This is a genomic window from Enterococcus sp. AZ196 (assembly GCF_050498845.1).
GTDB lineage: Bacteria > Bacillota > Bacilli > Lactobacillales > Enterococcaceae > Enterococcus_A > Enterococcus_A murrayae.
Genome location: NZ_JBIPAM010000002.1, coordinates 1347657 through 1373074, shown reverse-complemented (window position 1 = coordinate 1373074; position 25418 = coordinate 1347657). Strand labels below are relative to the sequence as shown.

Annotated in this window: 30 protein-coding genes and 1 pseudogene; 27 read left to right on the top strand and 4 right to left on the bottom strand. The window is 42.5% G+C overall.

The features are described 5' to 3' along the window. The first annotated feature begins 29 nt into the window (after positions 1-29). Together IGI67_RS24285 and IGI67_RS24280 are read left to right on the top strand one after the other, a co-directional pair. Positions 30-1373 (top strand): MFS transporter, encoded by a 1344-nt coding sequence (locus IGI67_RS24285; protein WP_429959652.1) that lies wholly within the window; start codon positions 30-32, stop codon positions 1371-1373. Positions 1374-1611: 238 nt separating this feature from the next. Continuing rightward, positions 1612-3576: a heavy metal translocating P-type ATPase gene (locus tag IGI67_RS24280; protein WP_429959651.1), complete on the top strand. Its 1965-nt coding sequence runs from the start codon at positions 1612-1614 to the stop codon at positions 3574-3576. Positions 3577-3646: 70 nt separating this feature from the next. Here the strand turns inward: IGI67_RS24280 and IGI67_RS24275 are convergent, their stop codons facing one another. Further along, complete coding sequence (locus tag IGI67_RS24275) at positions 3647-4594, bottom strand: sugar-binding transcriptional regulator (RefSeq protein ID WP_207107681.1); 948 nt, start codon at positions 4592-4594, stop codon at positions 3647-3649. A gap of 201 nt (positions 4595-4795) precedes the next feature. Here IGI67_RS24275 and srlA point away from each other — a divergent pair, with 201 nt between their 5' ends. Genes srlA through IGI67_RS24235 form a run of 8 tightly spaced genes read left to right on the top strand, consistent with a single transcriptional unit; the run spans position 4796 to position 11482 of the window. Next, positions 4796-5329: a PTS glucitol/sorbitol transporter subunit IIC gene (gene srlA / locus IGI67_RS24270; protein ID WP_207107680.1), complete on the top strand. Its 534-nt coding sequence runs from the start codon at positions 4796-4798 to the stop codon at positions 5327-5329. 21 nt (positions 5330-5350) lie between these two features. After that, the gene (gene srlE, locus IGI67_RS24265) at positions 5351-6361 is read left to right on the top strand and encodes a PTS glucitol/sorbitol transporter subunit IIB (protein ID WP_429959650.1); all 1011 of its coding nucleotides are present in this window, start codon (positions 5351-5353) and stop codon (positions 6359-6361) included. A gap of 20 nt (positions 6362-6381) precedes the next feature. Then, positions 6382-7437, top strand: coding sequence for a zinc-dependent alcohol dehydrogenase (locus IGI67_RS24260; RefSeq protein WP_429959649.1), 1056 nt, complete (start codon positions 6382-6384; stop codon positions 7435-7437). A 20-nt stretch (positions 7438-7457) separates the two neighbouring features. Further along, positions 7458-8453, top strand: coding sequence for a 2-hydroxyacid dehydrogenase (locus IGI67_RS24255; RefSeq protein ID WP_429959648.1), 996 nt, complete (start codon positions 7458-7460; stop codon positions 8451-8453). A gap of 17 nt (positions 8454-8470) precedes the next feature. Beyond that, the gene (locus tag IGI67_RS24250; protein ID WP_207108021.1) at positions 8471-8866 is read left to right on the top strand and encodes a transcriptional regulator GutM; all 396 of its coding nucleotides are present in this window, start codon (positions 8471-8473) and stop codon (positions 8864-8866) included. A 1-nt stretch (position 8867) separates the two neighbouring features. Beyond that, positions 8868-10115, top strand: a complete 1248-nt coding sequence (locus IGI67_RS24245) for an NAD(P)H-dependent oxidoreductase (protein ID WP_429959647.1) — start codon at positions 8868-8870, stop codon at positions 10113-10115. A 21-nt stretch (positions 10116-10136) separates the two neighbouring features. Then, positions 10137-10493 (top strand): PTS glucitol/sorbitol transporter subunit IIA, encoded by a 357-nt coding sequence (locus IGI67_RS24240; protein ID WP_429959646.1) that lies wholly within the window; start codon positions 10137-10139, stop codon positions 10491-10493. Between the two features lie 38 nt (positions 10494-10531). After that, on the top strand, positions 10532-11482 hold the full coding sequence (locus IGI67_RS24235; RefSeq protein WP_429959645.1) for a sugar-binding transcriptional regulator: 951 nt from the start codon (positions 10532-10534) through the stop codon (positions 11480-11482). Positions 11483-11657: 175 nt separating this feature from the next. Here IGI67_RS24235 and IGI67_RS24230 read toward each other — a convergent pair whose 3' ends face one another. Then, positions 11658-12059 (bottom strand): GyrI-like domain-containing protein, encoded by a 402-nt coding sequence (locus IGI67_RS24230; RefSeq protein WP_429959644.1) that lies wholly within the window; start codon positions 12057-12059, stop codon positions 11658-11660. 165 nt (positions 12060-12224) lie between these two features. Here IGI67_RS24230 and IGI67_RS24225 point away from each other — a divergent pair. The 12 genes and pseudogenes from IGI67_RS24225 to IGI67_RS24170 all read left to right on the top strand — a co-directional run. Beyond that, a pseudogene (locus tag IGI67_RS24225) lies at positions 12225-12317 on the top strand (HTH domain-containing protein); the annotation flags it as partial. Between the two features lie 21 nt (positions 12318-12338). Continuing rightward, complete coding sequence (locus IGI67_RS24220) at positions 12339-13052, top strand: helix-turn-helix transcriptional regulator (RefSeq protein WP_429959643.1); 714 nt, start codon at positions 12339-12341, stop codon at positions 13050-13052. Positions 13053-13409: 357 nt separating this feature from the next. Next, positions 13410-13679 (top strand): DUF2187 family protein, encoded by a 270-nt coding sequence (locus IGI67_RS24215; RefSeq protein WP_429959642.1) that lies wholly within the window; start codon positions 13410-13412, stop codon positions 13677-13679. Then, a complete protein-coding gene (locus IGI67_RS24210) occupies positions 13669-13890 on the top strand; it encodes a hypothetical protein (protein WP_429959641.1) in 222 nt (73 codons plus the stop codon). The genes IGI67_RS24215 and IGI67_RS24210 overlap by 11 nt, the downstream gene beginning before the upstream one ends. 249 nt (positions 13891-14139) lie before the next feature. Continuing rightward, positions 14140-14523, top strand: coding sequence for a hypothetical protein (locus IGI67_RS24205; protein ID WP_207108028.1), 384 nt, complete (start codon positions 14140-14142; stop codon positions 14521-14523). Positions 14524-14573: 50 nt separating this feature from the next. Next, on the top strand, positions 14574-15272 hold the full coding sequence (locus IGI67_RS24200) for a DUF2922 domain-containing protein (protein ID WP_429959640.1): 699 nt from the start codon (positions 14574-14576) through the stop codon (positions 15270-15272). A 226-nt stretch (positions 15273-15498) separates the two neighbouring features. Continuing rightward, on the top strand, positions 15499-16074 hold the full coding sequence (locus IGI67_RS24195; protein WP_429959639.1) for a hypothetical protein: 576 nt from the start codon (positions 15499-15501) through the stop codon (positions 16072-16074). 219 nt (positions 16075-16293) lie between these two features. Beyond that, positions 16294-16932: a YczE/YyaS/YitT family protein gene (locus IGI67_RS24190; protein ID WP_429959638.1), complete on the top strand. Its 639-nt coding sequence runs from the start codon at positions 16294-16296 to the stop codon at positions 16930-16932. Between the two features lie 361 nt (positions 16933-17293). Beyond that, complete coding sequence (locus tag IGI67_RS24185; RefSeq protein ID WP_429959637.1) at positions 17294-17878, top strand: Asp23/Gls24 family envelope stress response protein; 585 nt, start codon at positions 17294-17296, stop codon at positions 17876-17878. A gap of 21 nt (positions 17879-17899) precedes the next feature. Further along, a complete protein-coding gene (locus tag IGI67_RS24180) occupies positions 17900-18145 on the top strand; it encodes a GlsB/YeaQ/YmgE family stress response membrane protein (protein ID WP_207108035.1) in 246 nt (81 codons plus the stop codon). 9 nt (positions 18146-18154) lie between these two features. After that, positions 18155-18646 (top strand): isochorismatase family cysteine hydrolase, encoded by a 492-nt coding sequence (locus tag IGI67_RS24175; protein ID WP_429959636.1) that lies wholly within the window; start codon positions 18155-18157, stop codon positions 18644-18646. 221 nt (positions 18647-18867) lie between these two features. Beyond that, positions 18868-19446, top strand: a complete 579-nt coding sequence (locus tag IGI67_RS24170) for a hypothetical protein (RefSeq protein ID WP_429959635.1) — start codon at positions 18868-18870, stop codon at positions 19444-19446. Positions 19447-19497: 51 nt separating this feature from the next. Here the strand turns inward: IGI67_RS24170 and IGI67_RS24165 are convergent, their stop codons facing one another. Next, on the bottom strand, positions 19498-20031 hold the full coding sequence (locus IGI67_RS24165; protein WP_429959634.1) for a helix-turn-helix domain-containing protein: 534 nt from the start codon (positions 20029-20031) through the stop codon (positions 19498-19500). A 322-nt stretch (positions 20032-20353) separates the two neighbouring features. On the opposite strand from IGI67_RS24165, the gene IGI67_RS24160 reads away from it, so the two are divergent. The 3 genes from IGI67_RS24160 (at position 20354) to IGI67_RS24150 (ending at position 22238) form a co-directional block, all read left to right on the top strand. Continuing rightward, positions 20354-20926 (top strand): hypothetical protein, encoded by a 573-nt coding sequence (locus tag IGI67_RS24160; protein ID WP_207108039.1) that lies wholly within the window; start codon positions 20354-20356, stop codon positions 20924-20926. A 268-nt stretch (positions 20927-21194) separates the two neighbouring features. Continuing rightward, complete coding sequence (locus IGI67_RS24155; protein ID WP_429959633.1) at positions 21195-21590, top strand: MerR family transcriptional regulator; 396 nt, start codon at positions 21195-21197, stop codon at positions 21588-21590. A gap of 69 nt (positions 21591-21659) precedes the next feature. Then, complete coding sequence (locus tag IGI67_RS24150) at positions 21660-22238, top strand: histidine phosphatase family protein (RefSeq protein ID WP_429959632.1); 579 nt, start codon at positions 21660-21662, stop codon at positions 22236-22238. A 46-nt stretch (positions 22239-22284) separates the two neighbouring features. On the opposite strand, the gene IGI67_RS24145 is transcribed toward IGI67_RS24150, so the two are convergent. Then, the gene (locus IGI67_RS24145) at positions 22285-23160 is read right to left on the bottom strand and encodes a MurR/RpiR family transcriptional regulator (RefSeq protein WP_429959631.1); all 876 of its coding nucleotides are present in this window, start codon (positions 23158-23160) and stop codon (positions 22285-22287) included. Positions 23161-23369: 209 nt separating this feature from the next. Between IGI67_RS24145 and IGI67_RS24140 the strand changes: the two genes are divergently transcribed. Both IGI67_RS24140 and IGI67_RS24135 read left to right on the top strand, forming a co-directional pair. After that, positions 23370-24389, top strand: a complete 1020-nt coding sequence (locus IGI67_RS24140) for a Gfo/Idh/MocA family oxidoreductase (protein WP_207108047.1) — start codon at positions 23370-23372, stop codon at positions 24387-24389. A 21-nt stretch (positions 24390-24410) separates the two neighbouring features. Beyond that, the gene (locus IGI67_RS24135; RefSeq protein ID WP_429959630.1) at positions 24411-25388 is read left to right on the top strand and encodes a Gfo/Idh/MocA family protein; all 978 of its coding nucleotides are present in this window, start codon (positions 24411-24413) and stop codon (positions 25386-25388) included. Positions 25389-25418: the final 30 nt, after the last annotated feature.

The following is a 25418-nucleotide window of genomic DNA, read 5'->3' as shown; positions in this document are numbered from 1 at the left end:
CTGAAAAGCGGCATAAGGAGGGCGGAGCATTGGAAAATACAAAGATTAGGTTGATTGAAAAAATTGGTTTTGCTTTAACGAATCTTGGAAACATTCCGATCATGACGTTATTGAATACCTATCTGTTGATTTTTTATACAGATGTTGTTGGAATTAGTCCCGCAGTAGTTGGTACGTTGTTTTTGATTTCGCGGCTGTTAGATGGAGTAAGCGACCCGTTGCTGGGCTTCTTGATCGACCGTTTTCCCAAAACGAGATTTGGAAAATACAAGCCGATCTTAGTTTTAGGGACGATCATCTGCTGTATCAATTATCTGCTAGTTTGGTTTTCGCCACTGATGTTTTCAGGCCAGAAGATCCTGGCGATCAGTGTCTCATACATTCTTTTGGGAATCACCTTTGATCTGATGGACATTCCGTTGAACAGCTTAATCCCTGTATTAACGGGTCGCGAATCTGAACGAAATGTTTTGTCTTCGATAAAGGGGGTCTCCTACACTGTCGGCCCCACGTTATTAAACATCGCTGCACCTTTGATTCTTGCCAGCTACAGTAATCAAGTCTCTGGCTATCTGCTGCTGATTGTCGGAACAGTGATTGTAGTCGCCTTTTTTACGATCGTTGGAACTTTGACACTTAAGGAGCGGGTGATCGAGGAGATCGATCACACTAAAGAGAAGAAAAATTACTCGATTAAAGACGCGGTAAAGATTCTGAAGGTCAGAGAAGTAGCGACACTTTTTATCAGTATGCTGTTTATCACTGCGGCTACCAATATTTTTAATGGTTCGCTGCTGTATTATTTAAGCTACATTATTAAGGATACTCGATTGCTCAGCTTGGCTAGCTTTTTAGGATTATTCGGCGCATTAGGAGCGGGTGTAATCGTACCTATTATTTCTAAAAAAATAGGCAAGATAAGGCTATACACGGCTGCACTGGTATTAATCAGCGGGGCAATGCTGCTTTTGATTGGTTTTAAGAGTTCACGATTGGTCTTTTTGATCGGCTATGTGCTGGTGCAGTCTGGATTAGGCTTTACGAACACGCTGCAATACAGTATTTCGGCAGATAATGTCGATATCATACGAAAAAAATTGGGCTTTGAACCAGCCGCATTAATCGCATCACTAAATTCCCTCATTATGAAATTTGCAATGGCAGTAGGAGGTGCGATCCCTGGCTTTATTCTATCCTACACTGGCTATGTAGCGAATCAGGAGCAGGTGGGGAGTGCGTCAACCGGGATCATCGTAGCAACTTTTGTGATTCCTTTTGTATTATACGTTTTGACGATGCTGGTCTTTAATTATGGCTATGGCTTTTCACCCAATAAATTATTTTCAAAGGAAAACAGGAAATCGTCTGTGTGAAAGTCGAAATGGATTAAAAAATACTCTTCAACATATGGAGAGATAAGTGTTAATTGAAACCAAGGTCTGCTATCTGCCAGATTTTGGTTTTTTTGATTTGATTTTTCCTGCTAGACTCCCCCGAGCAAAAAAGCGAATTCTCCTCTTGACACATGAACGATCATTCATGTATAATTAAATAAAACATATGATCACATGCACATATGTAAATATTGTCATGCGAAAAGAGGAGATAACTATGGAAAAAGCGAACGTGAACATCCACGATCACGAGACAGGGCACGACCACGACCACGATCATCATAGTCACGATCATGATCACAGTCATGGCGGAGGTTTTACGATTTTTATGTTTTTTGTTGGTATCGCGGCTTTTATTGGCGGCTATATTTTAGAAGGGAACAATGTGCTTTATTCAAATGCGGCCTTTATTATCGCGGTTGTTACCGCAGGCTATCATATCATTCTTGAGGGCTTAGGGGATACCTTCAAGGATTCCATCAGTGCCAGAAAATTTCAACCGAATGTCCACTTTTTGATGGCGTTGGCGGCGGCTGGCGCGATCGCGATTGGGAATTATGAAGAGGCGGCGATGCTGATTGTCATTTTTGCAGCGGCTCATTTTTTGGAGGCCTATGTTGATGGCAAGAGCAAGCGAGAAATAACGAATTTGCTAAACATGAACCCAACGGAAGCCAGAGTGCTTGCTCCTGATGGCAGCACAGAGGTTGTTCCTGTTGAAAAGGTAAAGGTTGGTGATATTCTGCAGGTTTTGAATGGCGATCAAGTACCTACAGATGGGATTGTCCGAACAGGAACGACTGCGATCGATGAATCTTCTATCAATGGAGAGAGTATTCCGAAAGAAAAAACGGTCGGTGATGAAGTTTACGGCAGCACGATCAATGGTGCGGGAACCTTCACGATGGAGGTCACGAAGGACAGCTCAGAGACGGTCTTTTCCAAAATCCTGCAGCTGGTCAATCAGTCGCAGAAGAGCTTGACGAAGACAGCGACATTGATTCAACGATTAGAACCTAAATATGTCACGGTTGTCTTGGTGCTGTTTCCCTTTGTTCTTTTGGCAGGTCCGTATATTTTCGGCTGGAGCTGGGAATTGAGCCTGTATCGCAGTATGGTGTATTTAATTTCTGTTTCGCCCTGTGCGTTAGCGGCCAGTGCGGTACCGACGACATTGGCGACGATCTCTAATTTGTCTAAAAAGGGAGTATTGGTAAAAGGCGGCGCCTATTTATCAACATTACAGGGCTTAAAGGCAATCTCCTTTGATAAAACAGGGACATTGACAAACGGCAAGCCGCAGGTCACAGATTATTCTTTTGAGCAGGCGCTGGATCAAGACGCGTTGATTGATCTGATTGTGGCGATGGAGAAGCAATCGAATCATCCATTAGCTGCGGCGATCATCAATAAATTCCCTGTTAAAGACGAACTTGCGCTTGAGGTGGAAAATGAAGTCGGCCGCGGTTTGTCAACGATCTATCAGGGCGATCATTATCGCATTGGCAAACCGACCTCCTTTGAGCAGGCCTCGTTTGTCTATAAAGAAAAGGAAAGACAGCTTTCTTCGGAAGGAAAGACCGTTGTATTTATTGGGAAAAATGAAACGGTTATCGGCTTGATTGCTTTAATGGATGTGCCCAATCGCTACGCAAAGGATGCCATCCGCTATTTCAAAGAAGCTGGTCTTCATACGACGATGATCACCGGAGATGGGAAGCTTACTGGCGAGGCAGTTGGAAAACAGATTGGCGTCGATGAGGTTGCAGCAAACGTGATGCCGGAGGACAAGGCCGCGATCGTTCAAGAACAGCAAAAGAAATACGGGTCAACAGGGATGCTGGGAGACGGAATCAATGATGCGCCTGCGCTGGTTACCGCAGATGTCGGTGTAGCGATGGGGGATGGAACAGACGTGGCGATGGATGTGGCTGATTTGGTATTGATGAAAAATGATTTGTCCAAATTAGTCTATGCTCACAAGCTCAGCAAAAAGATGGATAAGGTGACGTGGCAGAACATCGCATTCTCCATATTTGTCGTCCTATTCCTGGTTACCTTGAACTTTTTAGGAAAGATGGATATTACCATCGGCGTCATTCTCCATGAAGGCAGCACGATCGTAGTGATTTTAAATGCCCTTAGAATGTTAAAGACACCTAAAAAACTTTTAAATGATTGAAAACTTTTAAAAAAAGAGAAATGGACCGATCACAAAAGAACGTGATTGGTCCATTTTTTTTGCAGCTGTTTTATAGTTCGGCCTTTAAGATTTGCTTTGCAATGACATCCGTAGTGATCAGGTCAGTGATCAGCTGATTTTTGCAGGAATAATAGACACCTGACCACTTATCCTCGTGATACGCCAAAGCCACGACCTGCGGAATTTTCTTGAGGTCTTCAATTCCGATGCCGATGACATTCGTATTTGTGACATGATCGACCTCAACGCCGTTTTTATCGAAAAATCGGGAGTTCATATCGCCAACGACCTGCAGATCATGCAATTCCTTGATATCAGACTCTGAAAGGTACCCAATTTCCTGCATGGTATTAATGTGATAAGGGGAGGAAATACTGACAATTGCCAGATCCACCTGCTTTGCCTCCTCAAGAATCTCACGAATGTATTCATTGTTTTCAAACTCAGCACGTATGGTAGGGTTGCTGACTAGTGCAGGGGTATATAAATATTTTGATGAGCTTCTCGTCTTTCTTGCGAACTCATAGCAAAGCTGATTGGAGTGGATATCAAAATTATTTATTCCCATCCCGCCAATAAGAGGAATAAAGACCTTGTCAGAATATGATTCAAACGGAAACTGGGTGACCAATGCTTTGATCGATTTTCCCCAAGAGAGTCCGATTGATTGGACATTTTCAATTTTTCCTTTGATTGCCAAAGCGGCAGTTTGCCCCAAGACCTTCTCAATTTCTGAGGTGGAGAGATTATTCGTATCAATGACTGTCGCTGATTTAAGACCAAATTTTTCCTCAAGCTTGTTCTCTAGCTCCACTGAGTAGACCTCTTCACTATTAAAGAAAAATTCAATGAAGCCTTGGTTTCTCGCGGCAACCAGCCATTTCGAGATTAGGGATCTGGAAACCCCGAGTTTTTTGGATATTTGTACTTGGGTTAATCCTTCTTTGTAATAGAGAGTAGCCACCTTGATCAGGTTTCTCTCTTCAGATTTATTCATGTCAAAACCTCCTATTGAAGAATGCTGTAAAAGACTCTTCTTCATCTTATACTAAAAACCCTAAAAAAAAAAGTTAAAAATCCCAATTGACATAAATTGTGTCACCTGCTATTATGAACTCGAACATACCAAGTGACACGAGTTGTGTCATATGGTATGGAATCGCGCGCGCGTAGCAAATTCTACAAGAGGAGGAAGGTTATGGATTTTTTAGTTAAATTATCAGACGGTTTTATTGGGATGTTTCAAGCAGGGGCTGAGACCTTTGTCGGCTTTCTAACAGGGATCATTCCATTGCTGATCACATTGATTCTTTTTGTAAACGCTTTGATTAAGATCATTGGCGAGGAAAGAGTGTTTGGATTCATGCAAATGTGCACGAAGTTTTTCGTTTTACGCTATACACTGATTCCGTTTTTAGCTTGTTTTTTCCTAACAAACCCAATGTGTTACACATTCGGTCGATTTTTAAAGGAGGAGCATAAAGCTGCTTATTACGATGCAACCGTATCAATGGTTCACCCAATTGTTGGTCTGTTTCCTCATGCGAATGCTGCAGAACTTTTTGTTTATTTAGGTGTTGCCCAAGGCTTTGCTAAGGTCGGGAACCAAAGCGAGCTGGCGCTGAGATATCTAATGGCCGGTTTTGTCGTGATTCTTATTCGCGGAGTCATCACCGAACGAATTGCAGCTGTTTTATCCAGTCGAGACAAGAAAAAAGCAGTGAATGCTTAGAGTGAAGGCGGAGGGAAAAAAATGAGTAAAAAAGTGATTGTTCATAAAGGAAAAGGCGGATGGGGCGGCCCATTAACACTTGTTCCAGATCATAAAAAGCAATATGTCATCAGTGTGACCGGCGGCGGCATTCATCCGGTGGCTGAGAAAATTGCTGAATTAACGGGAACGACAGCTGTGGATGCGTTCAAGAATCCGGTTGAAAAGGAAGAAACACTGGCTGCTGTAATCGATTGCGGCGGGACCGCTCGCTGCGGCACCTATCCGCGAATGAATATTCCGACGGTTAATGTAAAGCTTCAGGCACCTTCTGGACCGTTATCCAAATTTATGACAGAGGATATCTTTGTTTCAGGAACAACGATCAACGATCTTGAGTTGGTCACAGGCGATGCTGCCGCTGAGATCGCGGCAGAGGAAATCCAACCAGAACCTAAGGCTTCAATAGTAGAAGAAAAACCAACCGAGAGCACCAAACCAGATCCTGCTCCCAATGGAAAACGAGGCTTCATCGGCTTTATCGATAAAATTGGTCGGGCAGCCGGTAACTTCATTAATATTATGTACCAAGCGGGAAGAGAAACGATTGAAACAGTGATGACGAACATTCTCCCGTTTATGGCATTTGTTGCTACATTGATCGGAATAATAAATTATACCGGAATCGGCGATTTGATCGCGAAGGTCTTGTCTCCATTGGCGGGCAGTCTGATTGGACTGGTTGTGTTAGGATTGATCACTAGTTTGCCTTTCTTGTCTCCATTATTAGCGCCGGGAGCGGTTATTGCTTCGGTTATCGGTCTATTGATCGGAACAGAAATTGCAAACGGAACCATCCCAGCACATTATGCGCTGCCTGCATTATTTGCCATTAATTCTCAGGTAGGCTGTGATTTTGCTCCAGTTGGGATGACCTTAGGAGAGGCGGACCCTGAAACAATTTCAACTGGGGTACCGGCGATTCTGTTTTCACGTGTGATTACAGGTCCCTTGGCAGTAGTAGTTGCCTACTTCATGTCATTCGGACTTTAAAAAAAATAGGGGTGAGTAAATTGATTCCAGACAAAATCAAATTTGGATGTTTAGTAGAAAAGGGCGTTGCAGAAGTAAAGGAAATGCCGATGCCAAAGCTTTTGGCAGATGAAATCTTAGTGAAGCAGGATGCTTGTAATATTTGTACGACAGATTATCAGCAGTGGCTGGGTCTGCGGGAGCATCAGGGCTATCCAATGGCAGGCGGTCACGAATGCTCTGGTACGATCATCGCCAAGGGTTCTGAGGTAGGCGATACGTATGAAGTCGGCGATCGTGTAAGTGTTGTCTATGATTATTGCGGGTATTGCGAGGAATGCAAGCACGGAGAGGTTACGGGCTGTGAGAATATCAAACAGTTCGGTAAAAACTACTCTGAAGAGTACTATGGAATATTTGGCTTTGCCAACTATTTTGTTCGCAAGGCGAAAAGCTTTGTCAAAATGAATCCAGATTTGCCGGCGTCTGAAGCTGCATTTGTTGAACCGCTGTCCTCTGTCATTCAAAATATGAAAAAGTTACGAGTGAAGGCAGGAACCGATACGGTCGTAGTCATTGGCGGCGGAACTATGGGCTTGCTTAATGCGGAAACAGCCAGAGCCTTTGGTGCGAAGGTGATTGTCTCTGAATTAATGGAGAAAAAGGTAGCGGTCGCAAAAGCGATGGGCTTTGAAGTGATCAATCCTAAGGAAGAAGACCCTGTCCAAAAGGTAAAAGAGCTGACGAACGGCAAAGGGGCAGACATCGTGATTGTTGCGGTAGGAGCGACACCAGCCAATAATCAAGCGCTGGAGATGGTGAAGCCTAAAGATGGGAAGATTTCAATGTACGCGGCAGGGTATCCGGCACCAGAAATGGATGTTGATCCGAACAAAGTGCATTATATGCGTCTTGAGCTGATCGGCACCTATGGGTCAACATTAGAGGACTTTTCGGATGCTGCTGAAATGCTGAATACTGGCAGAGTCGATGTTTCGAAGCTGGTAGAGACGCAGATCCCGTTGGATGATATTCAAAAAGCGTTCGAAACAGCAAGCACTCCCGGTAATTACCGAGTTTCAGTGATTTTAGATTAAAAGGATAGGAGAACGAGTGAATGGTTAAATGTTTGGCAATTGCAGATTTATTCATCGATAAGCAAATGATGGAGAATGGTTTGGCCGATTTGAAGGAAAAGGGCATCGAGGTAGTCGTAAAAGAGTGGCAGCATGACGATCTAGAAGCCCTTCAAAAGGACAATATCACACTTGAAAAGCAAGGAAGCGAAGCGGTCGATTTACCGGACTATTTAATAGAAGGAATCGAAGAGTACGACTACTTGATCACCCAGTTTGCGCCAGTCGGTAAAAAAGTGATCGACAAGGCAAAAAACTTAAAATTTGTTGGTGTGTTGCGTGCCGGAATCGAAAACGTCAATAGACAATACGCTGAAGAAAAAGGGATCACAGTGTTTAATACGCCTGGTCGAAGTGAGACGAGTGTTTCTGAATATGCTGTGGGGCTGATGCTTTCTGAAATTCGAAACATCGCCAGAGCGGATCGCAAATTACGAAATGGCGAGTGGGAAAAATCTTATCCAAACGGTGTGCTGGCTCCTGAGTTGAAGGAATCGGTTGTAGGATTGGTCGGCTATGGGGCGATTGGTCAAAAGGTAGCGAATCTGGTTCGACCATTTGGCGGAAAAATCATTTTCTTTGATGATTACTTCAAAGGCGAAACAGAGGATACACAAGTTTCTCTGGAGGAATTGGTTACGCAGGCGGACATTATTTCGATGCACTATCGTCTGACAGCCGAGACAAGAAATATGCTGAATAAAGAGCATTTCAAGAAAATGAAAACATCGGCAGTTGTCATTAATAGTGCACGTTCGGGATTGATCAACGAAGCGGATTTGATTGAAGCGTTGCAGACCAAAGAGATTACCGGTGCGGCAGTGGATGTTTTTGAACAAGAGCCTCTACCAGCAGATCACCCGTATTTAGCCTTGGAAAATGTAACGATCACTCCCCACATCGCGGGATCGACGATTGGCAATTTCGCTAATTCACCTAAAATTTTGGCGAATCGCCTCATCAATGAATACCTTTAACAGATAGGAGAATACGTATGGCTGAACTTCGCTTAGCATTGCTTGTGGTCCTGTTGTTGGTTCTGAATGTGATCACCTCTCTGAGACATTCGAATTATTACAAGAAAACAGTCAACAGCATTTTGAAAGAAAACCGAGCGGGCTTTTTAGGGATTGGAATGACTCAAAGTAAATTTAAAGCACGAAGTATTGTACTGATGGTCGCCGATCCAAACGGCGTCATTGAAGAGTGCCAGGTGATGACTGGATTGACGATCTTTGCGAAGTTCAAGCGGTATTCCGAGATTGAAGACTATTGCATCGATACGATCCCAGAACACATCTTAAAGGTAAAACATGGCGAAGCCTTAAAGCAATCAATCGACTTTATCAAAAACGAAATCGAAAATAAGCAAACATCGGAGGAAAGATAGAATGACATTATATGGAAAGCTTTTGGAAAGAGAACAAAATGGCGCACCGATCAAAGTTGGAGTAATCGGGGCAGGACAAATGGGCTTTGGGATGGTCTCTCAGATCTCAACAATTCCCGGTATGATCGTTGCAGGAATCAGTGATATCAATCTAGATGCCGCGAAAAGAGCAGCGGATGCCTACAATGCCAGTGCGGAGAAAAAAGTCGACATTTTGACAAGCACCGATTTTAAAGAAATCGTCCATTCTAAAAATGTAGAAGTGATCGTCGACGCGACGGGTGTTCCAGAGGCAGGAGCGAAAATCTCACTAGAAACATTGATCGCTAAAAAACATTTGGTTCTATTAAATGTAGAGATCGATATCACGGTTGGTCCTTTAATGAAGAAATTATACGACGCAGCGGACCTTGTCTACACTGGTTCAGACGGGGATGAGCCTGCGGCAACGGTTCAAATGTATGAATTTGCTAAGAGCATGGGGATGGAAGTCCTTGTCGCCGGCAAAGGGAAAAACAATGCCTTAAAAGTAAGTGCCAATCCAGATACTGCCCAGGCAGAAGCGGATTCCAAAGGGATGAACAGTCATATGCTGGCTGCCTTCCAGGATGGAACGAAGACAATGGCTGAAATGAATCTCCTGTCCAATGCGATCGGCTACCTGCCGGATGTTGTGGGAATGCATGGAGTCTCAGCTGATTTAGACGGAACAGTCGAAAAATTAAACCTGAAAGAAAACGGCGGCGTGTTAAATAGCTTCGGCGTTGTTGAATATGTTGACGGTATTGCTCCAGGGATCTTCTGTATTGTGAAGGGGCAAAACGAAGGCGTCCAGCATGAATTGAATTATTTACTGAAAAAGGGCGAGCGTGATCATCATATCCTATTCCGTCCGTACCACTTGTGCAGTCTGGAAACACCGTTGACCATCGCTCGAGCAGTACTAGAGCATGACACAGCGATCGTTCCTTTAGGAGCACCGATTTCTGAGACAGTGGCTGTTGCGAAACGCGACATCAAAGCAGGTGAAAAAATCGACGGAATCGGCGGCTATTGTGTTCGCGGTGTGTTGGAAACACATGCGGAAATGAAGAAAAACGGCAATGTGCCGATTGGTTTAGTCGGCGGCGGTTCGGTAGCCAAGCGTGATATCAAGGACGGTGCTTTCTTGACAATTGATGATATTGAGCTGGACGAATCAACGACGGTTTACAAACTGCGTAAATTGCAGGATGAGACCTTTGCCTAAAAACCTATGAGGAGCCTAAGCATGTACAAAACAAAAATTGTAGAAATCGGTTCGATCGTTGAGGATTTCGCGGAGGAGTTCCTGTTGATTTTATTCGGACCCCAAGCAACAGCAGAGTTAAGAGATATTTGTGTCATTCATGAAGGCGCGGATGCTCCGAAAAATGTGATCCAAAAGAATGGACGCTTGACCATCGGGGAGCAGGAGTACCATATCCTTGAGGTTGGAGAAGAGGCGAACCCCAATTTTGAGACGCTGGGACACATTTCCCTCTATTTTAGAGATGGCGAGAACAATGAGATTCTGCCTGGCGCGATTCTAGTCGAACCAAAGGTGTTTCCAACACTGGCTGTCGGAGATGAGATTTCATTCGAGTAGCGTAAAAAACAGTTAATCCATAGTAAAGGAAGATAATGATGAATACTTTTGAAGAAAAAAATATTATAAAAATTGCTTGCTTATACTACGAGGATGGACTGACGCAGGCTCAGATCGCTAAAATAATCGGTGTTTCCCGCTCCCTTGTTTCCAAGCTGCTGCTTGATGCAAGGGAACAAGGGATCGTGGAAATTACTATTAATAGTAAAAATGAATACACCTCAAAGCTGGAGCGCTCCTTAGAAGCCGTCTACGGATTAAAGACCGCGATGGTCGTCGATTCAAAGGATCTCACGAACGAAGAGGTGGAAAAGGTAGCAGCCAACTATGGGGCCTATTACCTAAATAGCCGCCTGAAATCCATCAAAAAGCTCGGGATTTCGTGGGGCAAAGGAATCCGGCGAGTGGTTGATTCCGTCATTCACAGCTCAAACACGGAGGTAGCCGTGATCCCGCTGATTGGCGGGATGGGAGACTCTCATGTCAATATCCATTCCAATCAGCTGTGCTATGATCTGGCTCGAAAAATTCGCGGGCAATCCAAATATCTGTATGCGCCCGCGATGCTGTCGGATGAACAGCTGGCGATCGCTTTACGCAGCAATCAGACGATAAAATCAGTTCTTGATGATGGCGCCAACGTTGATTTTGCGATCGTAGGCTTAGGAAATCCCTATGCCGGAAGCACGATGGAGGAAATCGGCTATTTGACGGAAGCAGATATTCAGCAGCTGAAAACGGACGAAGCACTGGGAGATATCAATTCCAACTTCTTCGATGCTAGAGGAGAAAAAGTCGACAATGAGATCAATAAAAGTATCGTGGGGATCACTTTAGAGGATATCAGAAAGATTCCTCAAGTAATGACGATTGTTGATGACCTCAGAAGAATGCCAATCGCCAAAATCGCGATTGAGACGAAGCTGATCAATATCCTCGTAACGACAGATAAAGTCGCGCAGGCCTTATTAGAGGAAGTTGCGGAATAAACGCCGAAAATGTTTACAAACGTAAAGTTTTTTTGAGAAATACTTAATGAAATGAAAGTAAATCCCCCATAAACCATCGACTTTGAAGGTTTATGGAGGATTTGCTTTTAGTATAAAAAGGACAGCGAACCCGTTTAATTTCTGGGTTCGCTGTCTTTGGTAAGGTGCCGCTAGTCTATTGAACGGCGATAAAAATAGAAATTTCCCCAGCAGGAGGGTAGTTTTCAAAATCAAATTCATACACTCGCTGGATTACTTGGGCTTCCTCCTCTGACCATATTTTCTTCCAGGCATTCAGGACGCCTAATTCGTCAGAGCTATCCACTTTGTATTCCTTCCACTGGTATTTGGAAGTATCAAAATCCCCCTCAGCCTCAGTTTCTTTGCAGATGGAAAGAGAATAGTCCCCTTTGTAATCACTTTCGTAATCATGATACACCGCCGCAATACTTTTTCCTTGTTCCTTCGCCTGTGCGATAAAGGCATTGCTTTGCTGCCATAGGCCCATAATTTTTTCTTGGATAGCAGCGTCTTTAAAGTTATTCGTTCTAACGGTATTCGAAATTGAAAATTTCATTTCAAAACCTCCTCTATAGTATGGTTTAATAGTACTATGGAAACTATGACATCTAATGTCATAGTTTATAAAAAATATTTAAGAGGAGAAAATCTATTGAATAATGGTCGGTTATTTGGAATTATCTATCATCTTCTGAACGCAAAATGAACGACTTCCAGCGAATTAGCCACAATGTTTGATGTATCTGATAGAACTATTTTCAGAGATATAAACGCACTCAGCTCTCTAGGAATACCTATCTGTGCAGAAACGGGCCGAAATGGCGGCATTTATTTGATGGATCATTTTGTCTTAGACAAGGTTTTATTTTCAAAAGAGGAGCAAGAAAGCCTGTTGCTAGCACTGAAGGGCATCAAAGCAATCGAACCGGAAAAAAGTGAGCAGGCCTATTCAAAATTGCAATCATTGTTCAAGCTTCCCGAGGACAATTGGCTGGAGGTCGATTTTTCTCCTTGGTATCAGGAAAACGAGGGTGCCCAATTCGATAGGCTCAAATCAGGAATTTTAAATAGGAAGAAGGTTGCATTTGAGTATATAAGTCAGTCGAATCAACGAGAAAAAAGGGTGTGTAATCCATTAAAGCTGATTTTCAAATCACAAACATGGTACCTGCAAGCCTTTTGCTTATCGAGGAAGGATTTCAGGGTCTTCAAAATCAGCCGCATGCAGTCTCTCAAAATAATGGACGAAACCTTTACTCCAATGGTCGTTCCTGAGATAGCTGTTCCTGAAAGGGAGGGTCAGAGGATTGAATTGACCTTGGCCTTTTCTAAAGAAATTCTCTATCGAGTATTTGATGATTTTGATCATCAGGACATAACGATTCAAAAGGATGGTTCTGCGATCGTTACCACTCAAGTAACTGATCAGCGTTGGCTCATTAGACAGTTGCTGTCCTATGGGAAACACCTGAAAATTTTGAGTCCAGACAGTATTAAGGAACGAATGAAGCATGAAATAGAGGAGATAAGAGCAAATTATGATTTTTAGGGTTGTCAGAAGGTTGTCTTTAGAAACCTAGTTTTGAAGCAGCAGCAGAATTGTTTAAAAATTTAAAGTAATTTCGAAAAATACTTTACAAAACGAAAGCGAATGAGCGGATAAACCTTCGATAATGAGGTTTTTTTGGTTATTGGCTTTTTTGCTATGCTTCGCTTGAATCTTAATTTTTCATTAAGGTTTTCTCAGTATAGCCTTTCTAATCGGTTACAATAAGGAGAAATGACTAACTAAAAGGTAGCGATACTTGTCGTAAAGTCAGGTTCTTGAACAGTTTTTAGATTGACTGTAAGAAACGACAAACGGTTTGCGTACTTTTTATAGAGAATAGAAAAAGGGTGAGATGTTTTGAAAAATGGTAGTCAGGCAATTCCCAGCTCCCTCATGGAGGTGCGAGAAAATACCTACAATTTGCAGTTTATCGTTGGTGATGCGGTTGATTTTTTATTCAACGAAGGCAAGAGTGCGCTGTCGGGCACGGTGCTCAAAAAATACACCAACGGCTGTTTGGTGGACATTAGTCAGGATTCTAGACTGACGAAGGATGAAATCGATCAGTACAATCAGAAGGTAGTCGTCAATTATAAAAAGATCAAAGGAGTGGTTCATGATGGATGAGGCGGAGTTTGAGGATTTAGAGCTTCACGTACTTACACTTGCTTTTCAAATCGATGGCTTGAAGCAAAATAAAAGCAGCTTGACTCGTGAACAAAAGGCTTCATTAGAAATTCTCGAAGAAGACTATCGGTATTATAAAAGCCAATACGACCAGAGAGTAAAAAAAGTGGAGAAAATAGTTTCCAAAGAAGCGAGTTTTGGCGATTGGTAGCTTAAAAAGAGGCAGATGGCCGATTATACAAGTGTATAGTCGGTCTTTTTTTTATCGAAAAAAAGAAATTTTTCGTTATTTTATGGCGCGTGAATGATTGGTGTAATAACAATTCGTTCCTGAGAATTATTATGCTTAATTTAATATTAATTTTTTGGTGTGTAATTTGGTTGCAAATAAGCGTATTTTGATTATGTAGATATCTCACACCACAGAATTGAAACTATTTTTGACGAAAGGAGGATTTTTTTGAAAGAGTATGGTTTGAACAACAAAAAATTGTTTTCGCTTTCACGTAAAACTTTGGAAAAAAGAATCAGCAGCTACTATCATGAAACAAACGATGGAACGGCCACCCTCGAGATGTTGATCACGCTGCAGGTTCGGGAAGACTTATGTAAAGCGGATTTTTCATATGTATTAAGAACTCTTGTGCAGCGAATCTTTTTAAAAACTAGATCTACTGCTGCTATGCGTCGCTATTATTTATATTTTATTGATTATTTCGGAAAAGAAGATTGGCAGTTATTGTCGGTCAAATTGTTTCCAGCGCAAACATTTATCTCCGAAAAGCTTGAGCATCTTTACAGCCAAGTCATTGGAAAACCGCTGACAAGCTTAGCAGAATCATGACGTGAGGATTAGGAAGGAGGCAAAAAATACGAAAAAAGAAGGGATAAAAAATGATAAGTACATTTACATTAGATGCAGAATTTGAAAATGGCAACGGCAAATCGCATCATTTTCGTTTTAAAAATTTTGATGTGTCAAAAACAGGGGAGCAGATCCGTTCCTCATTAGAAAAATTAACCAAGCTGAGTCTGTTTGAAAAGGATGGCGTTCAATTATTCAAAAAGGTGAAGCATGCGACTGTCATCGAAGAAAGAGTAACTGATCTTTTTGATGATTCAGCGAAATTCAAGAATTCGCCAAAAGCTGCAACTGATCCGTTGAGCACGATGATGAAGGCGGCAACCAGCACTGCGATTGAAGAGCCTGTCAAAGCGCAGGGTGAGCCAGCACCAACAACAAAAGCAGAAGCTGACCCAGCCACTATCCGTTTCCCGGAAGATTTGCGAATTACCGAGGAACGACCAAAAGAGGATGTATTGATTCAACACATCGAACTTCCTGAAGGGCTCGATCCGTGGTCGCTAACTCAAGAGCAGGCCATATCACTGATTTCGGCCTGTCTGCCAGCTAATGCGGCACCGGTCAATCTAGAAGTCGATGATCAATCTGTTCCGGCGAGCCTGACCCTCACGGCGATGGTGGAGGAAAGGGCGGCTCCGTCCAAGGCACCAGCAGTCAATCAGTCGCCACCAGCACAACCAAAGAAAAAACGAAAGCGGTTACTCGATCGTGTCTGCAGGCGCGAGTAGCTGACTGACTGTATCTCATCAGAAAAGCCAACGTTGGTATGGGATCGAATAGTCAGTAGAAATCAACATGAATAAAAATTTTAGCCCGTTTTATCACGGGCTATTTGTGGTGAACGGAAGCCGGCTGATTGAATAAACTATTTTTCTTAAAAGAAATCGATCGCGTTTGCGTATTTTTTTTAAAAGATTTACATTGATGAATCATTTTATTCAAGGAGGACAAGCAGTGAAGGTTACGTATGAAAAGGAACCGATTGATTTTTGTGATTACCATGCAGAACGGGTGATCCATATTACAACGTTGGCAGGTGAAGAGCTGATAAAGTTCAATCTGTTAGATAAGGATCGCAATCATTTGTGCACAGTTACGGAAAAACCGGATAACGCGCCGATCGAGGTTAGTGAGGATAATCTAACCTCGGAGGAGATAAAAGAAATCGCGGGGGTTTTAAATGAGATGTACCCAGAAGTTGAGTGGGAAGAAGAGGACCTTGAGGACACGCTGTGGGTTTTTGGACTTCAGGTCACGAGAAATGAGTCCTTGCTGGAATATAGCAGGAGGTTCGACACTCAGGTAGTCCAATATGATTTCACTTCCACTGACGAGGTGTTGGAGGATGACGAAGAAGTATGTGAGTTGGAATTTTTTGAGGAGCACTTGACGGATACGGTCATAATCGAAAACATTCTGATTCCCAAAATCCTCGAATATGATGGACTGGATACGATTATTTTGAAAATCATTCAAGGCGGGATTTTGAGGTGCTACCGGCTGGTGATCAAAAAAATGATTGGCGATTAATTAGTCATAAACTGTTTGATTTGGTAAGCCTACTAAAGGAATGGATTAACCGTGATCAATAAAGAGATTTTTTTGAGTTTCCATTGACAAATTTGAAAAAGACAAGTAGCTTTGCACTATAGCTGAAAAATGAAAAGCAGCTATCGACGTTTTAGAGGATAGAAATGAGTCTAACGTCGTTGAAAAGCAGCTGTTTTGAAAGTAGAAAGAAGGATGTTGATGAAAGGGTATAGTGTGCGGCTGGTTCGTCTGATTTTTGGGTTGTTTTTATTTGCTTTAGGGTCGTTTTTGACGATTCAGGCAAATATCGGATTGGCCTCATGGGAAGCCTTCAGTATGGGGATTGCGAATCTGACCGACCAAACCTATGGAAATATTTTGATCATTAGCGGGGTAGTGATTCTAGGTGTAGATGTGCTGTTGAAGGAAAAGGTCGGCTTTGGTACGATTCTGAATACGATTTTGATTGGGGTTTTTGTTGATATGATCCAAGCTTTTGAGATTGTTCCTCAGATGCATAGTTTTTTCTCTGGAGTTGTGATGCTGCTGCTGGGGCAGGTGTCTATTTGTATCGGCAGCTATTTTTATATCGGTGCTTCGATGGGCTGTGGTCCGCGGGATGCTTTAATGGTGGCTCTTGGGAAACGGATGCCGAACGTACCGATTGGAATCACTCGCGGTTTGATCGAGGGTACGGTTCTATTGATCGGGTGGCTGCTAGGTGCGAAGGTTGGCATTGGGACTGTTATTTCTGTTTTTGGGATCAGTTTCATTTTGGAGACCACCTTCAAGCTGCTGCATTTTGACGTGACCAATGTCGATCATGAAAGTGTTGTGGATACAGTAAGGGCGTTGTAAATTTTTCCAGTGAAAGGCGAAGCTTTGACCGCTTATGTGGTTAGAGCTTTTTTGCTTTGCAGACCCGCTTTCAGCAGAGAATAGTTATTTTAAAAAAGGCAAAGAGGCAGTTGGCTTGTAGGCCGATCATTTTCAGAAATAGTTGCTTGTTGTAAATGGTAAAAACAGCCTTTTTTTATCAATTCATTGATTTATTTTTTAACAAATTAAGCGATTGTAAGCAGATTATTGTGAAAATAAAAAAAAGTGAGCTATGCTAATTAGTGAAAGAGGGACAGTCAATCATTGAGAATCTTTTTTATAAAAGCTGTCCAGGTTATTTTATGATGCCGGAAAAATTAGTTAACAGGAGGAATTTATCATGGCAGACAATTACGGAAACAAGCCGCTTCATGAGCAATCAAGTGGAGCTGAATCCACTCATGCCTCTCAAAAGGAGCAAGAGATTAAAGGTGATTTGGTTTATGACGACAAGGTCATCCAAAAAATCATAGGTGTCGCAATCGAGCAAGTGGATGGGCTATTAACAGTTGACGGAGGCTTTCTCTCCAATGCGAAGGAAAAATTAGTCAATACAGAAGATGTCACTGCTGGCATCGAAACAGAAGTGGGCAAGAAGCAGGTCGCTGTGGATATGGATGTCGTCGTTGAGTATGGTCGCGACATTACAGCTGTTGCTGAAAAAATTCGCACAGTGATTCGTGACGAGGTTGCGAAGATGACTCATTTGGAAGTCATTGAAGTAAATATTCACGTGGTGGATATCAAGACGCAAAAAGAGTTTGAAGAAGACAGCGAAACCGTTCAAGACAAGGTCACAAGTGCGGCTAAATCAACCGGAGAATTTGCCTCAAAGCAAACGGATAAGGCGAAAGATGCTGTAAACCGCGGGACGGATAAAGCACAAGAAAGAATGGAAACTGCACAAGAACCACGAGTAAAATAAGTTTATTAGGAGGAATTTGACATGGGATTATTATGGTCATTAATTATTGGAGCAGTCATCGGCGCAATTGCCGGTGCAATTACAGGTAAAGGAAATAGTATGGGATGGATCGCGAATATTATTGCTGGGTTAGTAGGTTCTTGGTTAGGGCAAGCATTATTAGGCTCTTGGGGACCTTCATTGGCAGGGATGGCCTTGGTGCCATCAATTATTGGCGCGATTATCTTAGTGCTGATCGTTTCTTTCTTCTTAGGAAGATCCAAATAGGAAAAAACAATGTTAGTTATTGTGGATATGCAGAATCGTATTTTAGATGCGAATGATAAGAATCATGTTCCAGGAGCAGATTTCCTTATTCCCAAACTGCAGCAGCGTTTGAAAAAGGCGCGCGAGTCTGGCGAGATGGTGCTTTTCACGCGGGATATTCCCATCGAACATAAAAATGAATCGGAGGAGCTGTTTGGCTTACAGATCATAGATGAGCTGGCTCCTTTGTCGGATGAGTATGTGTTTAAGAAAAATTATTATGCTTTGCCGCCAGAATCGTTAATCCAGGTTCGGGAATTAACAGCGGAACGAAAACAGGAAAAAAGCCAAATCGAAGTGGCCGGTGTAGAATTAAGCGTATGTGTGTTAGCCAACACACTGGCTTTGCAGGGGGCACTTCCTGAAGGGAATTTTTCTATTGATTCGGATTTAGTTGCAGGAAACCACTTGAACGAAGCGACCCTCAGTTTACTGAAGGAATTCAATATTGAATGTAAATAGACAATACGCTCTAACCTTTTGACAGGGTTAGAGTTTTTTATTTCCTGCGTAAGAAAAGCCAAGCGGCAAACAAGGTGGTCAATTGATTTTTTTTTTATCCAAAAAAGGGTTTTAAAAAAGAAACGATAACTAGTCAAGCACTTACAGGGTCGTTATACTTAAGAGAGAAACAAAGAGTTAAAAAGTTGTATTATATGAAAGAAAAAAGCAGGGGTAGACGGGTGAATAGAAAATACTTAAAAAGGAAACAGTCTTTCGGTGATTATCAGGCGGCCAGAGTGGTTTGGGTCCATACCCGAGAGGATGAAACATTACTTAAAGCAGATATTTTGGATAAAACAGGAAAGGTAGTCTATAAGATAACCGAGCCGCCACAAAGCGAACTCTATGAAATTTCGGCGAATGCTCTGACCTTTGAACAGCTGGAAGAGATCACACACCTCTTGCGAACAAGTGATCTTGAGAGGAACTGGGAAGAGGAAATAGACTACGATGATGAGGAAGATATTGCCTTTGTCTTAGGTTTTTTTGGGGAATGTGTGGCCTCACGTCATTCGCTAATGCGGGAAAGCAGAAAAACGGAGGATGTGATTGTTGAATATACCTTTGATTCTAGTGAGGATTATACTGGCGATGAAATCTGTAAAACAGACTATTTAAAAAAAGAAGCAACAGAAGATGACCTGATCGAGGAGTATTTGCTGCCGAAGCTTTTAGAGCAGGAGGGAATGGATACGCTTCGCGTACACATTGCCGCAGCAGGTGTGGTCAACAGTTACTTAGTGACCATACAGGAATAGGCGTTCGAAAAAAACGGCGATGCCTGCTGAATAAGAGGCATTGCCGTTTTTTTAATAATCCAACTGCTTTAATCTAAGCTTCACGTTGTTCTTGTCAATGAATTCAATCGTATACAAAGTACCGATATCCTGCTTCAAATTTTCAAGTTTTGTCTCATCGCCAAACGAATTCAGAATGCGCAAAATTTTGTAAACAGCGATGGTTCCAAGGCCGCCGCTGCCATATTGAAAGCCCAATTCAGCCGTCTCGGAGATTCGGCCTCTTTCAATTTCTTTCAACAGCTCGTTGAATTCACCCTTGACAATGAATTGGTCCTCTTGTTCTCGGACCTTTTGCCGCAGCTCATTCAAGGTGGTTACTTGATAAAGCTCGTCACTATCACGAATTTGCCGCAGCGCATCTAACACTTCGCCTGGACTGTGCTCCGTTCCTTTAGCGATAGCGATAATCGTTTTAGAGCTGTAGGTTTCCGGATCACGTTTACTTGCTTTGGAAAGGGTCTGTTCGGAGATACCAGCAGATTTCGATAAATCGTACCGAGTCAAACCTTGTTTCTGCAAAAAAATATCTAAAACGTTCTTCATTTCCGCTCCTCCTTACTTTCACGACAGCGAACGATTACTCAACTACATTTTAGTATCGAAATGCTGGATTGTCTATAGCTCGGTGGGTTTCTTTACGGGATAAACTTAAATTACTATAAACTAATTGGCTTTCTATCATGTTAGCTATTTCTGCAATTTTTGTAAGCGTTCGCTCAATTGCTTCAGTGATTTTCTAAAAGTGGTCAAACGCTTTAATTTATCTTTAAATATTGAGTTTTAAATTCGAAAAGATAGCTAGTCGGAACCCGTAGATTCCTTTATACTGAAGGTGAAAATAGAAAGAATCAGGGAGATAAAAAAGGTGAAAATAAAATATTTGAAAAGGCTTCAGAGTTTTGGCGGATACCAAGCCAGTCGAGTGATTTGGATCACGACGTTGAAGGATGAATTATTGATGAAGTTTAATATTTTAGATAAAGACGGGATTCTGCTCTATCAAATCAGCGAACGGCCAGAGTATGAAGAGGTAGATTTAATCGACTATTCCTTGTCCAACGTGCACTTGAAGGAAATAGGAAATTTTTTCAAGGAGGATTTTCCTGAGATAGAATACGATTGGGACGATCAGGAAGAAAAGACGATCATATTGGGTTATTTTGGCGAGTTTCTAGCAAGACGGCATTGGTTGGCCAGAGATAGTAAAAAGTGCGACGATATCATTGTTGATTTCACCTTTAGTTCTTCTACGGGAGAGTCAGGCGAAAGTGCCAGCAAGGTGGAATATATCGTAAAAGGGACTACCGAAGATGAAATCATTGAGAATATCCTGCTTCCGAGGCTGATGGAGCGCGAAAGATTGGATAGAATCTTCGTTAATATTGCCGAAGCGGGAGCCGTTAATAGCTATCTAATCACGGTACAAGAGGATAAATAATTATTACTTGCAGTGTTTTAAGGCAGATACAAGAGGTGTATCTGTCTTTTTTTGTTCATTTATTCAGTAAAATTAAAAATTTACTCTTGCCCTAAAGTGAACTCCAAGGTGTATGCTTATTTCAACAGATAAAGCAGGCACAATAAAAGGACACGGACATGCAACAAATCGCCCCATTGGATCAAAGGCGGTCAGGCTTTTTTGATCCTCGTGATCCAGGAGCGGTAAAAATTTTAGTGAGATAGATAAATGAAAAAGAGGTGAAGGCATGAATATTAAGGAAGTTAGTGAAAAATACGATCTTACACCAGACACTTTGCGCTATTATGAACGCATCGGAGTCATCCCGCCGATCGCTCGTGACAAAAATGGCTACCGCGATTTTTCCGAAACGGATTTGAATTGGGTTTATTTCGCGAAAGTCTTGCGAAATGCTGGTGTTTCGATTGAAGGCTTGATTGATTATACCCGTCTTTCACGTGATGGCGGGGAAACTTTAGTTGCTAGAAAAGCGATTCTTCAGGAGCATTTAGAGGAGGCTGAGGAAAAAATCAAAGCGCTGGAAGAAGCCAGAGACTATTTGAAGTATAAATTGGATAATTACGATACCCATATGGTGGCTTATGAAAATGAGAAGCTGAAAATCAATAATGAGCCTGTTTGACTAGCTGGATCAAAAAGGAAGAACTGAAGACGACAGGGATCAACTTGATAGATAAAAAGGAGCGAGGAAATGAAAATGTTATATTTAATGCGGCATGGGGAAACCTTGTTTAATCAGCAGAAGAAAATTCAAGGCTGGTGTGATTCGCCGCTTACGGAGTTAGGCAAAAAGCAGGCATTAGTCGCACGGGAGTATTTTATAGCGAACAACATCAACTTACATAGTGCTTATGCCTCTACATCCGAACGAGCCTGTGATACGTTGGAGCTGGTGACGAACGTGGATTATACGAGAGTCAAAGGCCTGAAGGAATGGAATTTCGGAGATTTAGAAGCGGAGCATGAATACTTGAATCCGCCCTTGCCCTATGGAGACTTTTTCGTCGATTTTGGCGGTGAAAGCGAGTTGGAATTTCGAGCAAGAGTTTCCCAAACGATTTTTGACTTGGTTCAAAAGGATGCCGGGGAGAATATTCTGATGGTTTCTCATGGTGCTTCCTGCAGGCAATTTATGCGGGTTTGGGATCATACAAGCCACATTGATTTACCTGGACGCATCGCGAACTGCTGCATCTTGAAGTTCACTTTTGAGAAGGATCAGTTTGAGTTACAAGAAATAGTCAATCACGATTTCACTTCTGTTTTATAAACTAAAAAGCGATTCTACTTTACAGATGTTAAGTAGAATCGTTTTTTTAGTTACTATTGGCATCCTCCGACAAGCTGCCCTTTTCGATCCACGTGTTCTTTTTCTTAAAGTCCGACAGATTTTTTTGGAACTCTTTGGCATATAAAAGAGAGAACAGAGTATCCAAAATATATTCGAAGGCAACCTGTGAAGAGAAGGTGCTGACTTTTAAGAAGTCCATCTCCTCTTGGGTGAAGACGATCGCTTGAGCAGCGAGGGGGATCAGATTTGACTGGCTATTGCCGGTAAGCAGCACAGCAGGAATATTTTCATTCAAAAAGTGCTTCATCATTCGTTCATATTGCGGCACTCTTGCCCGATAGGTGATAAAAATGGCGCAATCGTTACTAGTCAGGCTCGCGGCATTCCAATCCTCATCGGCGTATTCATCCGCGATGATCAAAAAGCGGTTGATTTTCACCAGCTTATTTTGAAAGCTGCGGGCACGTATCTGTGAATCTCCTTGCGCAAATAGGAAAATCCGCTCGGCCTTTGCTAGCAGGTTGACGGTGTCATCAAGTATTTGATCCTCTAATTGGGCATAGGTTCGTTGGACCGTATTGATCGTCAAATCGGCAATTTTTTTAGCGATTTCTTTGGTTGAGTCCTGAGGCATAAAAGGGAAATTCGCATCCACTGGTTCTGAACGATAAAGCTCGCTGTGGGCGATCTCTGAAACAGCGACTCGAAAATCGCGAAAGCCGTCGTAGCCCATTTTTTGTGCTAAACGAATCACGGAGGAGTGAGACGTATAGGTGTTTTTGGCGAGCTCAGCGACATTGATCGCCGGGATGGTTGTCAGATGCTGCAAAATGTAGTCCGCGATTCTTTTTTCGGTATTGGTCAGGTCCTTTTGCAGCCGTAGTTTATCTATTAAGAGCATGTGATCACCTCAGTCCTTATCATAACGTAAATTCAACAAATCCAGAAGAACTGCCGCCCATTTTTCCCAATTTTTGGTATAAATGTTCAAGATTTCAGCGAAATGGATTGAATGCTTGGATAAAACGACCTGATTTGGCAGAAAGGCTTTTTTAGCAGCGAGAGTCTTTTATAATGAATGCAGCAAAACAAATTTGGAGGGATTTATTCATGTTAACTATCGCATATATTGGAAACGGAAAGAGTACGAACCGCTATCACTTACCATTTTCGACTAAATTAACGGACAAAATCAACGTCAAAACGATCTATTCGCCAAGTGGCCGAATCACCTGGAAGAAAAATCCTGGTACGAATTATACGTCAGATATCAATGACATTTACAATGATCCGGAAATTCAGCTGGTAGTAGTGACCACGCCAAGTCCGCTGCATTTTAAATTGGGTAAAGAGGTTCTGGAGCATGGGAAAAACGTCTTGATTGAAAAGCCGTTTACGGAAACCTCAGCAGAAGCAAGAGAGCTGTATCGACTAGCGGATGAAAAGGGCTTGTTCGTACAATGCTATCAAAACCGCCGCTATGATTCGGACTTTTTGACTGTTCAAAAGGTGATCGAAAGCGGTGTGCTTGGGGATCTGCTGGAGGTGGAGATGCATTATGACTATTATCGTCCGGAGGTTCCAGAAGGTGTCGAGAAATTCTCCATCGGCACCAGCTATCTGTATGGGCATGCCTGTCACACATTGGATCAGGTGATCTCTTATTTTGGTCAGCCGGATGATGTTCATTACGAAGTGCGTCAGCTTTTAGGGGATGATCGGATGAACGATTATTTTGATTTAGATCTCTTTTATGGCCGGATGAAGGTCTCGGTAAAATCCAGCTACTTCCGCTTAAAGGAACGGCCAAGCTTTGTGGTTTATGGCAAGAAGGGCGTTTTTGTGAAGGAGACCAAGGACCGCCAAGAGGAACATTTGAAGATGTTTTATATGCCGGAAAACAAGGATTTCGGGATTGATTTGCCTGAACATTATGGTACGCTGACTTATATGGATGACAAAGGCGTGTTTCATGAAGAAAAGGTGGTCTCAGAGATCGGTGATTACAGCCGGGTATATGAAGACATCTACGAAACGCTAATCAACGGCAAACCAAAAGCCGTTAAAGATGAAGAAACGCTGCTTCAGATCGAAATGTTGGAAAAAGGGATTCAGCAAGTAATCAACTAGTCAAAGAAAGAAGGGATTTCCATGAAATTAGCCATTTTTGGTTCGGGCAAAATTGTACAGGAGTTTTTACCGATTACGAAGGACTTACCTGAAATTCAAGTGAAGGCCATCTTAGGAACGAAACGCAGTCAGGAAAAAACGGAGAAAATCCAAGCCGAGTATGGGATTGAGGCATCGTATACGGAGATTGACGAGTGCCTGCAAAGTGACGCCTTCGATACTGTTTATGTCGCGGTGCCGAATCATTTGCATTACAGCTTTGCCAAAAAAGCACTGGAGGCTGGAAAACACGTGATTTGCGAGAAGCCCTTCACGTTGAAGTATGCCGAATTATTGGATCTAGAGCAGCTGGCGTTAGAAAAGGGCTTGGTTTTAGTCGAGGCTATCACGAATCAATACTTGGTCAATTACCAAGGAATCAAGGAAGCCAGTAAACATATCGGCAAGCTGAAAATCATTGAATGTAATTATTCGCAATACTCCTCCCGCTACGATGCCTTCAAGGAAGGGACGATTTTGCCAGCCTTCAATCCTAAGATGGGTGGCGGCGCTTTGATGGATATCAATATTTACAACATTCATCTGGTAGTGGGCTTGCTGGGAAAACCGCAACAGGTTCACTATTATGCGAACATCGAGCGTGATATCGACACTTCGGGTATGCTGCTGCTGGATTATGGCGATGTAAAAGTCGTCTGTATCGGAGCGAAGGATTCAGAGGCGACGATCCGTTCAACGATCCAAGGAACAGAAGGCTCTGTTGTAGTGAACGGTCCGACCAATACACTGAACAGCTACACCACTGAAGTACTTTCGGGGGAAAAAGAAACCTTTGACCACAAGGACCACCCTCATCGGATGTATGATGAATTCAAGCTATTTAATCAAGTGATCGACAACAAGGACCTGTCCTTTGTTAAACAGCAGCTTGCTCATAGTAAAATCGTGATGGAGATCGTGGAAGCAGCGTTGACAGATGCTGGAATCGTTTTGGGATAAGTCTCTGCTTTTTTGAAAAAAAGACTTGCC